The organism is Bradyrhizobium sp. USDA 4461, from assembly GCF_054055655.1.
The window spans coordinates 3,274,128-3,288,484 of the sequence record NZ_JBSRXM010000001.1; the positions used below are offsets into that span (position 1 = coordinate 3,274,128).

15 protein-coding genes are annotated in these 14,357 nt (G+C 64.5%); 5 read left to right on the forward strand and 10 right to left on the reverse strand.

Annotation, left to right across the window (positions count from 1 at the left end; genetic code table 11):
• Nucleotides 1-11: 11 nt before the first annotated feature.
• The 7 genes from ACVINW_RS15230 to ACVINW_RS15260 form a co-directional block, all read right to left on the reverse strand.
• The gene (locus ACVINW_RS15230) at nt 12-1,475 is read right to left on the reverse strand and encodes a CpaF family protein (RefSeq protein WP_456752058.1); all 1,464 of its coding nucleotides are present in this window, start codon (nt 1,473-1,475) and stop codon (nt 12-14) included.
• 24 nt (nt 1,476-1,499) lie between these two features.
• Nucleotides 1,500-2,768, reverse strand: coding sequence for an AAA family ATPase (locus tag ACVINW_RS15235; protein WP_456752059.1), 1,269 nt, complete (start codon nt 2,766-2,768; stop codon nt 1,500-1,502).
• Nucleotides 2,765-3,517 carry a CpaD family pilus assembly protein gene (locus ACVINW_RS15240; RefSeq protein ID WP_456752060.1) on the reverse strand — a complete coding sequence of 251 codons (753 nt, stop codon included), beginning with the start codon at nt 3,515-3,517 and terminating at the stop codon, nt 2,765-2,767. Before ACVINW_RS15240 ends, ACVINW_RS15235 begins: the two co-directional genes overlap by 4 nt.
• 8 nt (nt 3,518-3,525) lie before the next feature.
• Nucleotides 3,526-4,998, reverse strand: a complete 1,473-nt coding sequence (locus tag ACVINW_RS15245) for a type II and III secretion system protein family protein (RefSeq protein WP_456752061.1) — start codon at nt 4,996-4,998, stop codon at nt 3,526-3,528.
• Between the two features lie 17 nt (nt 4,999-5,015).
• Complete coding sequence (gene cpaB, locus ACVINW_RS15250; protein ID WP_456752062.1) at nt 5,016-5,807, reverse strand: Flp pilus assembly protein CpaB; 792 nt, start codon at nt 5,805-5,807, stop codon at nt 5,016-5,018.
• A gap of 128 nt (nt 5,808-5,935) precedes the next feature.
• Complete coding sequence (locus ACVINW_RS15255) at nt 5,936-6,460, reverse strand: A24 family peptidase (RefSeq protein ID WP_016842641.1); 525 nt, start codon at nt 6,458-6,460, stop codon at nt 5,936-5,938.
• A 171-nt stretch (nt 6,461-6,631) separates the two neighbouring features.
• On the reverse strand, nt 6,632-6,796 hold the full coding sequence (locus ACVINW_RS15260) for a Flp family type IVb pilin (protein WP_139480303.1): 165 nt from the start codon (nt 6,794-6,796) through the stop codon (nt 6,632-6,634).
• A 282-nt stretch (nt 6,797-7,078) separates the two neighbouring features.
• Here ACVINW_RS15260 and ACVINW_RS15265 point away from each other — a divergent pair, with 282 nt between their 5' ends.
• The 5 genes from ACVINW_RS15265 (at nt 7,079) to ACVINW_RS15285 (ending at nt 11,459) form a co-directional block, all read left to right on the forward strand.
• Nucleotides 7,079-7,909, forward strand: a complete 831-nt coding sequence (locus tag ACVINW_RS15265; RefSeq protein WP_456752063.1) for a sterol desaturase family protein — start codon at nt 7,079-7,081, stop codon at nt 7,907-7,909.
• Between the two features lie 24 nt (nt 7,910-7,933).
• The gene (locus tag ACVINW_RS15270; protein ID WP_456752064.1) at nt 7,934-9,379 is read left to right on the forward strand and encodes a hypothetical protein; all 1,446 of its coding nucleotides are present in this window, start codon (nt 7,934-7,936) and stop codon (nt 9,377-9,379) included.
• Nucleotides 9,380-9,580: 201 nt separating this feature from the next.
• The gene (locus tag ACVINW_RS15275) at nt 9,581-10,087 is read left to right on the forward strand and encodes a pilus assembly protein N-terminal domain-containing protein (RefSeq protein WP_456752065.1); all 507 of its coding nucleotides are present in this window, start codon (nt 9,581-9,583) and stop codon (nt 10,085-10,087) included.
• A 182-nt stretch (nt 10,088-10,269) separates the two neighbouring features.
• Nucleotides 10,270-10,821, forward strand: coding sequence for a TadE family protein (locus ACVINW_RS15280; RefSeq protein ID WP_456752066.1), 552 nt, complete (start codon nt 10,270-10,272; stop codon nt 10,819-10,821).
• Nucleotides 10,812-11,459 (forward strand): TadE/TadG family type IV pilus assembly protein, encoded by a 648-nt coding sequence (locus ACVINW_RS15285; protein WP_456752067.1) that lies wholly within the window; start codon nt 10,812-10,814, stop codon nt 11,457-11,459. The genes ACVINW_RS15280 and ACVINW_RS15285 overlap by 10 nt, the downstream gene beginning before the upstream one ends.
• 225 nt (nt 11,460-11,684) lie before the next feature.
• Here the strand turns inward: ACVINW_RS15285 and ACVINW_RS15290 are convergent, their stop codons facing one another.
• The 3 genes from ACVINW_RS15290 to ACVINW_RS15300 all read right to left on the reverse strand — a co-directional run bounded on the left by ACVINW_RS15290 (nt 11,685) and on the right by ACVINW_RS15300 (nt 13,912).
• Nucleotides 11,685-11,897: a cold-shock protein gene (locus ACVINW_RS15290; protein ID WP_016842648.1), complete on the reverse strand. Its 213-nt coding sequence runs from the start codon at nt 11,895-11,897 to the stop codon at nt 11,685-11,687.
• A 266-nt stretch (nt 11,898-12,163) separates the two neighbouring features.
• Nucleotides 12,164-12,457, reverse strand: coding sequence for a translation initiation factor IF-1 (gene infA, locus ACVINW_RS15295; protein WP_016842649.1), 294 nt, complete (start codon nt 12,455-12,457; stop codon nt 12,164-12,166).
• A gap of 24 nt (nt 12,458-12,481) precedes the next feature.
• Nucleotides 12,482-13,912 carry a DEAD/DEAH box helicase gene (locus ACVINW_RS15300; RefSeq protein WP_456752068.1) on the reverse strand — a complete coding sequence of 477 codons (1,431 nt, stop codon included), beginning with the start codon at nt 13,910-13,912 and terminating at the stop codon, nt 12,482-12,484.
• Nucleotides 13,913-14,357 lie beyond the last annotated feature (445 nt).

The window sequence follows — 14,357 nt, forward strand, 5'->3', positions numbered from 1 at the left end:
CCGGCGTCTCCCTAGACCGGCGCGGGTGCGTCGGAGGCGTCGAGCGCCGCCGCCAGCCGCTTCTCTTCATTGTAGTAGCGGGCACGCTCCCAGAAACGCGGCCGGCCGATGCCGGTCGAGCGATGCTTGCCGATGATCTTGCCGTTGGCGTCTTCCCCGACCACGTCGTACAGGAAGATGTCCTGGGTGATGATGGTGTCGCCTTCCATGCCCATCACCTCGGTGATGTGGGTGATGCGGCGCGAACCGTCGCGCAGGCGCGCGGCCTGCACGATGATGTCGACCGAGGCGCAGATCATCTCGCGAATGGTCCGCGACGGCAGCGAGAATCCGCCCATAGTGATCATGGATTCGCAGCGCGACAGCGCTTCGCGCGGATTATTGGCGTGCAGCGTGCCCATCGAGCCGTCATGGCCGGTGTTCATCGCTTGCAACAGGTCGAACGCCTCGGGTCCGCGGACTTCGCCGACGATGATCCGCTCGGGGCGCATACGCAGGCAGTTGCGCACCAGCTCGCGCATCGTCACCTGACCTTCGCCTTCGATGTTCGGCGGCCGGGTTTCCAGCCGCACCACATGCGGCTGCTGCAGCTGAAGTTCGGCAGCGTCTTCGCAGGTGATGATGCGTTCGTCGTGCTCGATATAGTTGGTCAGGCAGTTCAGCAGCGTGGTCTTGCCCGAGCCGGTGCCGCCGGAGATGATCACGTTGCAGCGGACCCGGCCGATGATCTGCAGGATGGTCGCCCCTTCCGGCGTGATGGCGCCGAACTTGACGAGCTGCTCCAGCGTCAGCTTGTCCTTCTTGAATTTTCGGATGGTGAGCGCGGGCCCGTCGATCGCCAGCGGCGGCACGATGGCGTTGACGCGCGAGCCGTCGGCGAGGCGGGCGTCGCAGATCGGCGAGGATTCGTCGACGCGCCGGCCGACCTGGCTGACGATGCGCTGGCAGATATTGAGCAGCTGCTGGTTGTCGCGAAAGCGGATTCCGGTGCGCTGGATCTTGCCGGCGACTTCGATGAACACCGTGCCCGCGCCGTTGACCATGATGTCGGCGATGTCGTCGCGCGACAGCAGCGGTTCGAGCGGGCCGTAGCCGAGCACGTCGTTGCAGATGTCGTCGAGCAGCTCTTCCTGCTCGGCGATCGACATCACGATGTTCTTGATCGCGATGATCTCGTTGACGATGTCGCGGATTTCCTCGCGCGCCGATTCGCTGTCCAGCTTGGCAAGCTGGGCCAGGTCGATCGCCTCGATCAGGGCACCGAAGATCGTCGCCTTGACCTGGTAGTAGTTGTCGGAGCGGCGGGCCTCGACGGCGGGAGCGGGCGGCGGCTTGCTCGGTGCCAGCGGCGGCGACGAGATCGTCGGTGCCGCGGACTCGCGCGGCATGGTCGACGGGCCGGCAGGCTCCGGCGTCTGAAAAGCGGGCTTGGGTGCCCGCACGTCCCCATCGTTTCCGCTACGCTTACCAAACACGACGTCTTGACTCCACGCGGACCACTATTTGGACCGCAGCTTTTCGAGCAGGGGCGACAGGAAGGACCCCCTCGGCTTCTTGGTCTCGCCGCGGCCTGTCAGCCGCTGCGCCATCTGCAGGAACAGCTCCACCGCGCGGTGATTGGCGGAAATCTCCGCGATCATCTGGCCGTTATTGGCGGCCGAACCGAAGATCTGCGGATCGAACGGGATGGCCGCGATCGGCTGGCTTTCGATCGCCTTGGCGAACTCGCCGGCTGCGATCTCCGGACGCTTCGGCACGCCGACCTGGTTCAGGCAGTACAGCGGCGCGCGGTCGTTCGGCCGCGACGCCTTCAACAGGTCGAACATGTTCTTGGCGTTGCGCAGATTGGCGAGGTCGGGCGCCGCCACGATCAGGATGTCGTCGGCCGCGATCAGCGCGCGCTTGGTCCAGCCGGACCATTGATGCGGCACGTCGAGCACGATGCAGGGCATCGTGGTGCGCAGCGTATCAAAGATCGCATCGAACGCCTCGGCGCCGAAATCGTAGACCTTGTCGAGCGTCGCCGGCGCCGCCAGCAGGCTCAGATGGTCGGTGCATTTCGACAGCAGGCGGTCGACGAAGGCGGTATCGACGCGATCCGGCGAGAACACGGCATCCGCGATGCCCTGCGCCGGGTCCTGGTTGTAGTTGAGTCCGGCAGTGCCGAACGCGAGGTCGAGGTCGGCGACCACGGAATCCAGCGCCAGATCGCGGGCGATCGCCCAGGCGACATTATGCGCGATCGTCGAGGCGCCGACGCCGCCCTTCGCGCCGACCACGGCGACGATGCGGCCGACCGCCTTGGCTTCCGGCGCCGAGAACAGGTTGCAGACCGCGCGCACCACGTCGATCGCATGCGCCGGCGCGATCACGTAGTCGCTGACGCCGCGGCGCACCAGCTCGCGATACAGCGTGACGTCGTTGACCCGGCCGATCACCACCACGCGGGTGCCGGCGTCGCACACCGTGGCAAGCTGATCGAGGCCGGCCAGCACGTCGCTGCGGCCCTCGGTCTCGAGGATGATGACGTTGGGCGTCGGCGCGGAGCGATAGGCCTCGATGGCGGCCGCCATGCCGCCCATCTGGATCTTGAGGTGGGCCTTGGCCAGCCGGCGATCCTCGCCCGCCGACTGGACCGCGGCGGCGGTCTCGACGGTTTCGCAGAACGCCTGGACGGAAACCCGCGGCGCCGGAGCAATATGGTCGTCCACGGCCTGCGGCGGGGCGTCCGTCTGCTCTTCGGAGTTTTGCTGCGCGTAGGTTATCATTTTCCTGTGTCGCTTAGCTTGGCCCTGTCGGACTCGGGATAATTCGTGGCGGTGGCGGTGCCCTTGCGATATTTGTCGAAGGCGATACTGCGACGCGCCGTGTAGGCAGGGGTCTCCGCGCGCGGCTGCACGAGGTCAGTCGGGTCCTCGACCATGGCTGCGAGGTTGCGCTGATTGGCGCAACCGAAATTGTAGTACTGCTTGTTCTCGTTGTAGGACCCGTTGTGGATCGACGGACCGAGATCTTCCGGCCACAGGCCGCACGGTCCGGCGACCGCCTTCATCTTCGGATAGTTGACGCGGATCGCGGGCATCTGGCGCGGATCGTCGGGACGATATTTGCGAACCACGATCCCGCGCGGCGGCACGCCGGCGGCGGTGAAGGTCGCCTGGATTTCGCGCAGGGATTCCTGGGCGGAGCGCGCGTTCGGCGTATCGGCGGGCACGTCGATGGTGACGGCGCCGGTGCCTTCGCGCATCCAGTCCTGCGCCATCCCCATCACCTCGGCGCGCTGCTCCGCGGTCAGGCCGCCGCGGCTGCGCCCGACAAAGACTACGATCGAGCGATCGGCTTCGGTGACCGCGATCGGATGACGCTCGCGATAGTCGGCCGGCGAGTTCACCATCGCAAAGCTGTTGTCGGCGGCGTGCTGGCAGGCGCCGAGCGTCATGGCAAGGCCGACCAGCGCGCCGGCCAGGCCGATGCTGCGCTTGTGTTCGGCGGGTGTCCTGGATGTGGTCTGTGTCATCGTCCGCCTCAGTCGGTAATGAAGCCGTAGGTGCCGCGGTAATTCCGCGCCGGCTCGGTGGTGCGGCCGGGCGCTCCATAGATGCGATTGAGGCTGCCCAGCAGGTCGGCCTGCGGATCGGAGGCGTTGGCGAAGCCGTCATCCGGACGCGACAGGTCCTTCTGCGCCACCGCGCGGACGATATAGGGCGTCACCAGCACCATCAGTTCGGTCTGGTTGTTCACGAAGTCGCGGCTGCGGAACAGCGTGCCGAGCACCGGCAGCGACGCCAGCCCGGGCAGGCCGTTGATCGCCTGCTTGGTCTGGTCCTGGATCAGGCCGGCCATCGCCATCGAGCCGCCCGAGGGAATTTCCAGCGTGGTTTCGGCGCGGCGGGTCTTGATCGAGGGGATCGTCGTTCCATTGGCGCCGCCGGTCAGCGAGTTCTCGGTCGAGACTTCCGACACCTCGGTCATCACGCGCAGGCTGATCCGTCCCTCGGTCAGCACCACCGGCGTGAAGTTGAGCGAGATGCCGAATTTCTTGAAGCTGACGGTCTGAACGCACTGTCCGATCGCGCCTGACGTCGTGGTCTGACAGGTCACGCCGGTCGGAATCGGGAATTCGCCGCCCGAGATGAAGGTCGCCGATTCGCCCGAGATCGCGGTCAGGTTCGGTTCGGCGAGCGTCCGCACGACACCGGCGCTTTCCATGGCTCGGATCGTTGCCGACACCGACGATCCGAACGACGTGGTGATCGCGTTGTTGGGCACCAGCGGAGCATTGTTCGCCGTGAACGGGTTGGCGTTGGCGAACTTTACCACCGCCGTGCCGTAATTGAGGTTTGCCGTGAGGTCGATGCCGAGCTGCTTGATCAGGCTGCGCGAGACTTCGGCAACGGTGACTTTCAGCATCACCTGGTCGCGGCCGCGAACCGCAATGGAGTTCACGACCTTGTCGGCGCTGCCGACCAGGCGCGTGGCGATGTCGGCGGCCTGCTGTGCCTCGATCGGGCTCGCCGCGCTTCCGGTCAGCATGACGCCCTCGCCGACGCCCTCGATCTGGATATCGGCATTCGGCAGCGCCGCCCGCAGTGCAGCGCGCACGCCGTTGAGGTCGCGCTTGACCGCGATGTCATAGGCCGCGATCTGCTGTCCGGCTGCGTCGAAGAACACGATGTTGGTCTGGCCGACCGCCGCGCCGATGATGTAGGCGCGTTGCGCCGAGCGGACCACGGCGTTGGCGATCTTGGGATCGGCGACCAGCACGTCCTTGATGTCCCTCGGCAGATCGATCACGATCGATTTGCCGACGCCGAGTGCGAGGAAACGGGCATTCATCTGGCCGCCATCGGCCGACGCGGCTGGGGCGGGCGCGGCGCGGTAGTCGCTTGCGATCACCGGCGTCAGCGCCGGGTTGAGCGTAAACGCCGTGACGGCCGAGAACGACAAAGCGCGGACCATGAAGGCCCGCATTGTCCGTTGAGTTGCCCCGCCCATCATCACGTGTATCCTCATGGTCACTTCTGCATCGTTGCCTGGTTGGCAACGCCAAAGCGGATGACGTTGATCGTCTCACCGCGCTTACGGATCTCGTCGGTCTTGGTCTCGGGCGCGTTGTTGTCGGCGATGCTGCGCAGCGCCAGCGACAGGACGCCGCTCTGGCGCGCGCGCGCCAGCGTCTCGGTCTGTTCGGGCTTCAGCTCCAGCGTCACCGTCTTGCCGATCAGTGCGTTGGTGCCGTCCTTCTCCTTCGGCGCCTGGTCGATCGCGAGCACGCGAACGTTGGTCAGGATGACCTCGGAGTTGACGATGTCGGCGCCGTTGCGGTCCGGATTCTTGTCCCGCTTCGAGAGCAGGACGTCGACCCGGTCGTTCGGCAGGATGAAGCCGCCGGCGCCGGTCTCGGGCGAGATTTCGGTCGATACCGCCCGCATGCCGGTGGGCAGGATTGCGGCCATGAAGCCGCTGCCGTCGGCCTTGACCAGCTTCTGTTCGCGAATCGGTTCACCCTGGATGAACGGGGCGCGTGCGATCGAGCCGGTGACGTCCTTGATGGCGTCGGCGTTGCTGTCCTTGCGCATGAAGCTGGCGCTGGCGGTCGCGGCCGGCCAGGTCTGCCACTGCACATCCTCGGGCTTCACCGCCTGGCCGAGACCGATGTCGGTGCGCGCGACCAGGATGTCGACGGTAGGCAATTGCGCGACCGGCGGAGGAGGCGCCGGCTTGTCCTCGCCTCCGCTTGCCAAATAGAGCGCCGCAATGCCGGCGCAGCCTGCAATTGCCAAGACCAGAATGCGGGCCCTATCCATTACGCTTCACTTTCCACATGACGCCGCGACGCTGCCGCCGCCGTGATGGGAGTTGACCAGCTATTCGTCAAAGCATGGTTAATGAGGCGTATCTAAATCGCCTTAACGGGCGGTTACCGCCCGCCTTTTCAGCGCATGGCGAAGTGCGCGAGATCGATCGTCTTGATCCAGTCCGTCTCGGGATAGATCAGCAGGGCGCCGAGGGCGAGCGCAATGCCGTAGGGGATTCCGGTCTGCTTGTCGTGCAGGCGGCTCAGCCAGGCCTGGGACGCAAGCGGGTAGGGCAGCGGCCATTGTCGCAGTTGCAGCAGCAGCACCGTCAGCGCCCCGCCGAACAGCGACGCGAACACCAGATAGGGGAGCAGATGCTCGAACCCGAACCAGAGGCCGGCCGCGGCCGCGACCTTGGCGTCGCCGCCTCCGACCCAGCCCATCGCAAACATGCCGAACGCCACCACCAGCACCAGCGCACCGGCGCCGGCGTGGGTGAGGATCTCGTGGACGCCCATCCCGGTCAACGGCGCCAGCACGAAGAAGCCGGCCACCAGCGCCAGCGAGATCCGGTTCGGGATCGTCATGGTCAACAGATCGCTCGCCGCCGCGAAGGCCATCAGGGCCGGAAACAGCATCAAGCGGGCGATGTCGAGGATCATGGATTCATGCCGTCAAGCTGGAGCTGCGGTCGAGACCCGACGCTAGCGGCCAATGGTGAATAATCGGGAAAGGATCGCCGGCGCCTTCAAAACGAGCCCCGATCGGTCCCCGACAAATAGCAAAGGTCCCGGGGCTGCCGGGACCTTTGATGCGAATTCGCAGGATCCGGCTTACTTCAGCGAACCCGAGATCGAGTTGAAGGTACCCGAGAGCTTCGAGCCGACGCCGTTGACCGCAGCGATGATCGCGATGGCGATGCCGGTGGCAATCAGGCCGTACTCGATGGCGGTCGCGCCGGACTCGTCCTTCACGAAGCGCGAAACGAGGTTCTTCATAAAATCACTCCTGTGTACACGTGGCTGGTCGAACTAGATTTGGTCTCGCCGGCGTTCTCAGCACCGTGACCATTGCGGCACCCTACGGTTGGACGATTTCGGTGCAGTTAATTTGATTGCATAAACTTCGGGGGAACCCGCTGTTGTTGCGCACAGTAAATTTGGGATTAAACGGCCTGCTAAAATTGCGGATTGTTTCCGGAGCGGCCGCTGCCGGCATCCATTCACGGCTCCTTAAGCGCACAGCTATACTCATGGGGCTTCCGTGAAATGAGGCTGCCAATGTCCACCCTTCCGATCGAAGTCATCGAGATGCTCGGCCAGACGATGATGCGGGTGGTGCCGATCACGATCGCGCTGGCACTGTTCTTCACGGTGCTCACTCATTACTGGGCCTGCAATCCCGGCAAGCCGTGGTGGCAGAAGCGCGAGCTGGTCACCGACATCTGTTACTGGTTCTTCGTGCCGGTGTTCGCCCGCGTGCTGCGCATCGGACTGCTGGTGGTCGGCGCGGCCGCGGTCTTCAACGTGCACGGCGCCGACGAGCTGATTGCATTCTATGAGAACGGGCATGGCCCGCTGGCGCAGCTGCCGCTCTGGATGCAGTCGATCATCTTCCTGGTCGCGTCCGACTTCATGCTGTACTGGCTGCACCGGATGTTTCACGGCGGCGCCTTCTGGAAGTACCACGCCATTCATCACTCCTCCGAGGATCTGGAATGGATCTCGGCGGCGCGCTTCCATCCCGTCAATCTCCTGATCGGCACGATCACGGTCGACGTCATCCTGCTGATGGCCGGCATCTCGCCGAACATCATGCTGTGGGTCGGCCCGTTCACCACATTCCACTCGGCATTCGTGCACGCCAATCTGAACTGGACGCTCGGCCCGTTCAGATATGTGATCGCCACGCCGGTGTTTCACCGCTGGCATCACACCGCGTTGGAAGAAGGCGGCGACACCAATTTCGCCGGCACGTTTCCGCTCTGGGACATTCTGTTCGGAACGTTCCGGATGCCCGAAGGCAAGCTGCCGGACGATTACGGCGTCGACGCCGAGCAGGGCGTGCCGGCGGAAATCGGCGGGCAGCTGGCCTATCCGTTCCGGCATTGACGTCATCAACCGGTCTGTGTCCGCATGAGTGCTGAGACCGCAGCCGTCCCGCAGGCCAGGACCGCCGTACTCGCCGAGGTCCCGGCCTGGTTCTGGATGGCGTGCGGTGTCTACGCGCTGCTGCTGATCGTCGGCGACCGGCTGCTCGCCGACTCCGATACCTACTGGCAGATTGCCGTCGGCCGCTGGATTCTCGACCACCGCGCACTGCCGTCGGTCGACATCTATTCCTTCACCAAGGCGGGCGAGCCATGGGTGTCGTCGTCCTGGCTGGCGCAGGTGCTGTTCGCGAAGGCCTATGACCTTGCCGGCTGGACCGGACCGGCGGTGCTGGCCGCCGCCTGCGGCGCCGCCACCTTTGCGCTGCTCACCGCGATCCTCAGCCGCGCCGTGCCGACGATCCATGCGAGCCTGATCGCGCTCGCGGCGCTGGTGCTGACATGCGGGCATCTGCTCGCCCGTCCGCATGTGCTGGTGCTGCCGATCATGCTGGTCTGGGCCAACGGCCTGATGGTTGCCAGCGAACGCCGCGCGGCGCCCTCGGTCTGGCTGCTGCCGCTGATCGCGCTCTGGGCCAACCTGCATGGCGGCTTCCTGTTCGGACTGGTGCTGGCCGGCGCCTTCGCGCTCGACGCGATGTGGAATGCCCTGCCTGTGCAACGGGTGCAGCTGGCGCTGCGCTGGGCGGCATTCGGCATCGGTGCGCTGGCCGCATGCTGCGTCACGCCCTATGGCTGGGGTTCGATCCTGGCCTCGCTGAAGATCCTGAACCTCGGCGAGCTGCTGCATCTCATTGCGGAATGGATGCCGGCGAATTTCAGCCAGCTCGATGCGTTCGAGCTGTCGATTCTCGGCCTGATCGGCGCAGCGCTCTATTGCGGGGTGAAGCTGCCGCTGCCGCGGATCGCCCTGGTGCTGGGCTTGCTGCACATGGCGCTGTCCCATGTCCGCAATCTCGAGCTGTTCGCCCTGCTGCTGCCGCTGGCTGCGCTCACCCCGGTGGCAACCCAGTTCGGCCTGCGTGCCGTGAGCGCCGTCCGGCTGAAGGCCGCGCCAGCGGCCATGCTGATCGCCGCGCTGTGCGTCTCGACGGCGATCGTTGCGGCGCGCCAGACCATATCGCCGCCGCCGATCCACTCGCCGGCTGCTGCGGTCGACGCGCTGAAGGCGTACAGCGCGCGGCGCGTGCTCCACGATCTGCAGTTCGGCGGCTACCTGATCTGGCGTCAGGTGCCGGTGTTCGTCGACGGCCGTGCCGAGCTCTACGGCGAAAAGTTCGAGATGGATTATTACCGTGCGCTCCAGCTCAAGGATGTCGGCGGCTTCCTCGATCTGCTCAAGGCCTACGACATCGACGCGGTGATGCTCGACCCGGCGACGCCGGCCTCCAAATTGCTCGATCACATCGACGGCTGGCGGCGCCTCTACGCCGACGACCGCGTCGTGATCCATGTGCGTGCGACCGGCTAGGTTGCGGCTGTCCCGGCGGGATCGGTATTTTCCCGGGGGTTACTAGGCCGCCGACTGATCCGCTCCGGAAGTCGCGACATCCGCGCAATTCAGCGGTCGATTTTTGCTCTTCTTAAATGAATTGCCGTCAGATTTGGCAGCGTCGGGCGCCGGTCCGCTGCGTATCGCTTTTGCCGGCTCGTACACGTCCCGGGGTAGAGTATGTCGTTTCAGTCCCAACGTATTCGCGCCGTCGCGCGCATTGGATTCATCTCGCTGGCCGCAGCCGTGTTGCTGTGGCCCGCATTCGTAACCGCGGCGCCCGATCCGGACCGCATTGCGGTCAATGTCGACCAGGCCAAGCTCGTCAAGCTGCCCGGCGGCATCGCCACCATCGTGGTCGGCAACCCTCTGATTGCCGACGTCACCTTGCAGAATGGCGGCGTCGTCGTGGTGACCGGCAAGGGCTACGGCGCAACCAACTTCATCGCGCTCGACCGCACCGGCCAGGTGCTGGTGGATCGCCAGATCCAGGTCGAAGGTCCGACCGACCAGCTTGTGACCGTCTATCGCGGGGTCGATCGGGAGACCTACAGCTGCATGCCGGTCTGTCAGCGCCGCATCACCCTTGGCGACGGCGAGACCTACTTCAAGTCGACCATGGACCAGGCCGGTTCACTCAGCAGCCAGGCATCCGGGTCCGGCGCGGGTGGCAAGCCGCAGAACTGACGCGTGCCGGCGCTTCCACAAGCCGGGCCCTCGATCGCCGTTGTCCCCGTCATGGTTAAGAAAAGCCTAACGGATCGGGTCGCTCTGTCTCGATCCGGCGAAATACTTCGACAATGAGTCTTGGGTAGTGAGTCTTGTCGTTGTCTTGTTGTTGCTGCCGCCATGTTGATCCGGGGTCGTTGATGCCGCCGCCCGCTCATTCATTCATGAGCCTCCTCCGTCGCTTCCGCCGCAATCGCCGTGGTGCGACGGCGGTCGAATTCGCGCTGGTCGCGCCGCCGTTCTTCGCGCTGCTGTTTGCGATCATCGAAGTGGCGATGATCTTCTTCGCCAGCCAGGTGCTCGAGACGGCGACGCAGGATTCGTCCCGCTTCGTCATGACCGGCCAAGCCCAGGGCGCAAACTATAGCCAGGACGATTTCAAGAAATTCGTCTGCGGCGAGGTCAGCAGCGCGTTGTTCGATTGCACGAACGGCATCTACGTTGACGTGCGCAGCTATCCTGCGACGAGTTTTTCGACCGTCAACCTCACGCCGATCACCGATCCCAGTCAGGTGAAATGGTGTCCAGGCAAGGACGGCGACGTCGTGGTGGTCCGACTGTTCTACCAGTGGCCGATATTTGTCACCAAGCTGTTCAGCTCCGCCTACCTCACCAACGGCAAGCGGCTCCTGATCGCGACCGCGACATTCAAGAACGAGCCCTCCGGAACAGCCGGCACGACATGCTCATGAGCAAGGTCATGAAAACGCTGCCTGCAGCCTTGCTGCGCTTTGTCGTTGCTTTCCGCTATGACCGCCGGGGCCTCGCCGCCGTCGAATTCGCCTTCATCCTGCCGCTGATGCTGGTGATGTTCTTCGGTACCGTCGAGTTTTCGTCCGGTGTCGCGGTCGACCGCAAGGTCACGCTGATGGCGCGTGCCGCGTCAGATCTGACCTCGCAGTCGACGCAGGTGGTGGACTCCGATCTGCAGAATTTCTTCAGCGCCAGCGTCGGCATCATGACGCCCTACGATGCGTCGCCGACCAAAGTCACGTTGTCGGAAATCTACGTCGACAATTCCAAGATCGCGCATATCCAGTGGAGCAAGGCGGGCACGATCGCCTCCGGTGCCACGCAGGCCACGCTGTCGGCCTCGACCCGCAGCCAGGGTGACATTGTGACGAGCCTCGTGCCGTCGGCGCTGCTGGTCGCGGGCACCTATCTGATCTTCAGCGAAGTCAGCTACAAATACGTCCCAACCATCGGCTACGTGATGGCCAAGAGCGGCATCAATCTCACCGACGTTGCCTTTACACGGCCGCGGCAGTCTGTCTGCGTGTTCTACGCCCCGACCGCCGCCACGATGCCGACGACCTGCTCGACTTACTAGAGCGCTCTCAAGCGAAGTGGTCACCGCTTCGGGTGAAGAAGCGCTTCAAAACAAGAATCGAGAGCCCGTTCCGATTCTATCGGAACGAAAAGGCTTCCAGGCTGCGGCCGCAGCGCGGCGATTCAAACGACCTCGATATCCAAACAAAAAGGGCCGCCCCCGAAGGTGCGGCCCTTGATGCTTTAACGACAATTTCCCGGAGCTTGGCGCTCCCGGAAAATCGGCTTATCCGGCGGCGCGCAGATTGTCGGCCGAGGATTTGCCGGAACGGCGGTCAGCAACGATCTCGTAGGAGATCTTCTGGCCTTCACGCAGAGTGCCAAGGCCGGCGCGCTCGACTGCACTGATGTGCACGAACACGTCGTTCCCGCCTTCATCCGGCTGGATGAAGCCGTAGCCCTTGGTCGCGTTAAACCACTTCACGGTTCCCATGCTCACGTGGGTAGTCCCTTCTCAGATATACAAGTTCAAGACCCGCTGATCGGCGGGGTGGTGAGATCGAATTTTTGGAAGGGTCGTCAGCGTCTGAACCGGCTGTACCGGTATTGGCTAATGTCGTCCGGCCGAAAATCGATGGGTAGGATATTATTCGATAGAAGGGCTCAAAACAATCCTGACGTGCGCGATTTTTTGGCCGGCGCGGTCGCCGGCCAATTGCTGCGCAGGACATCGGCACGTCATGCCCGCAGCGGTTGCAAAGTCCGCTATCGGCGGCGGAACTGGCCGCCGCGCTGGGCTCCGCCCCGCGGCGGGCCGCCGGGCGCGCCGCTCGGACGTTCGTCCTTGTGACGGAAGATCAGGCGGCCCTTTTCGAGATCGTAGGGCGACATTTCGATCGTCACGCGGTCGCCGGCCAGCGTCTTGATGCGATTTTTCTTCATCTTGCCGGCGGTGTAGGCGACGATCTCGTGTCCGGCGTCGAGTTGCACCCGGTAACGGGCGTCGGGGAGGATTTCGGTCACCAGTCCTTCGAACTGGATCAGCTCTTCCTTAGCCATATGGTTCTCCAGATCGAGCGACGGCTAGTGCTTCGGTCGGTTGTTGCGGTTGGGTTGCGGACTAGGCCGGCTCTCGCGATGCAAGAAGGCGACGCCCTGGATGCCTTCGCTGTTGCCGGCCTGCGACGGACGCGGCGACTCGCCCCGGTTCGTCTGCGGCGCGCCATTATTACCACCCCGACGGCGGCGGCGGCGAGGGCCTTTTGTGCCCGGAGCAGCCTCATTCCCACGAACATTATGGGCGCGCGGCGCGGAACGGCCGCCGCGGTGCGGATGGGTGGCCTGGGCGGGCGCGGCGGCCTCGCGGCCCCCGGAGGAGCCGCCTTGGGTGCGGCGGTCTTCCCGCGGCACCGTAATCCGGATCAGCCGCTCGATATCGCGCAAATAGCCCATCTCCTCGGCGCCGGCGACCAGCGAGATCGCGACCCCGTCGGCGCCGGCACGCGCGGTACGGCCGATGCGGTGGACATAGGTCTCGGGGATGTTGGGCAGGTCGAAGTTCACGACGTGGCTGACGCCGTCGACGTCGATGCCGCGGGCGGCGATATCGGTCGCCACCAGGGTGCGGATCTCGCCGGAGCGGAACGCCGCCAGCGTGCGCTCGCGGTGATTCTGCGACTTGTTGCCGTGGATTGCATTGGCCTCGATGCCGGCCTTGGCAAGGCTTTTCACCACCTTGTCGGCGCCGTGCTTGGTGCGGGTGAACACCAGGGCGCGGTTGACCGGTTCCTGCTTCAGGAGCTGGGCCAAAACCGCCGGTTTGGCGGCGAAATCGACCTGGATCGCGCGCTGGGCGATGCGATCCACGGTCGAGGCGACCGGCGTCACGGCCACCCGGGCGGGGTCGCGCAGCATCGCTTCGGCGAGTTCGGCGATGTCCTTCGGCATGGTGGCCGAGAAGAACAGCGTCTGGCGCCGGACGGGCAGCTTGGCGACGATTTTCCGGATGTCGTTGATGAAGCCCATGTCGAGCATGCGGTCGGCTTCATCAAGCACCAGGAACTCGACCTGGTTGAGCCTCAACCCGTTGCTCTGCACGAGGTCGAGCAGGCGGCCGGGGGTGGCGACCATCACCTCGACGCCCTGCATCACGGCACGGATCTGGCGGCCCATCGGCACCCCGCCGATGGCGAGCGCCGAGGACAGTCGGATGTGGCGGCCATAGGTGTTGAAGCTGTCGAGGATCTGCCCGGACAGTTCGCGGGTCGGCGAGAGCACCAGCACGCGGCAACTCTTGGGCTGCGGGCGGACGCGGTTCTCCAGCAGCCGGTGCAGGATCGGCAGCGCGAAGGACGCGGTCTTGCCGGTACCGGTCTGGGCGATGCCGACGACGTCGCGGCCGGCAAGGGCGAGCGGGATGGTCTGGGCCTGGATAGGGGTCGGCGTGAGATAGTTTTCTTCTCGAAGCGCGCGGGCGATGGGATCGGCGAGGCCGAAATCCTGAAAGGAGGTCAAAAGGTGGTTCTTTCCATAAAAGCCGTCATCGTCCAGCCGTGACCGGCCGGAATCGTATGAAGGCATTCGGGGACACCCGCGTGTCTGGGGCGTCAAGCTGGGTTAGCTGAAAGGCGAGCCAGAAGCCGCTTGGGGCAGCTTGAACACGCAGCTCGCGAAGGCACCGCGATGTCGCGGGCATGGCGAGGATATGGACCAGGAACTGGGCGGTTTCAAGATGATATCGCCGGGTTCGGAATGATATCGCCCCGATTGGCGCCCGGAGTGCGTCGAGCCGGCGCGCAAACTGTCACAAAACTGTGCCGGAAATTTAGCCAAAATGGCTAGTTTGCTTATAAAATAATCTGACTGCTCTTTCAGCAGTCAATTTGGCGGCACAATGTTTATGCAATCGATTTCCGTATTTGCCCGGAACTCGTGAAATTATCCAGCTGGTTCATCAGCT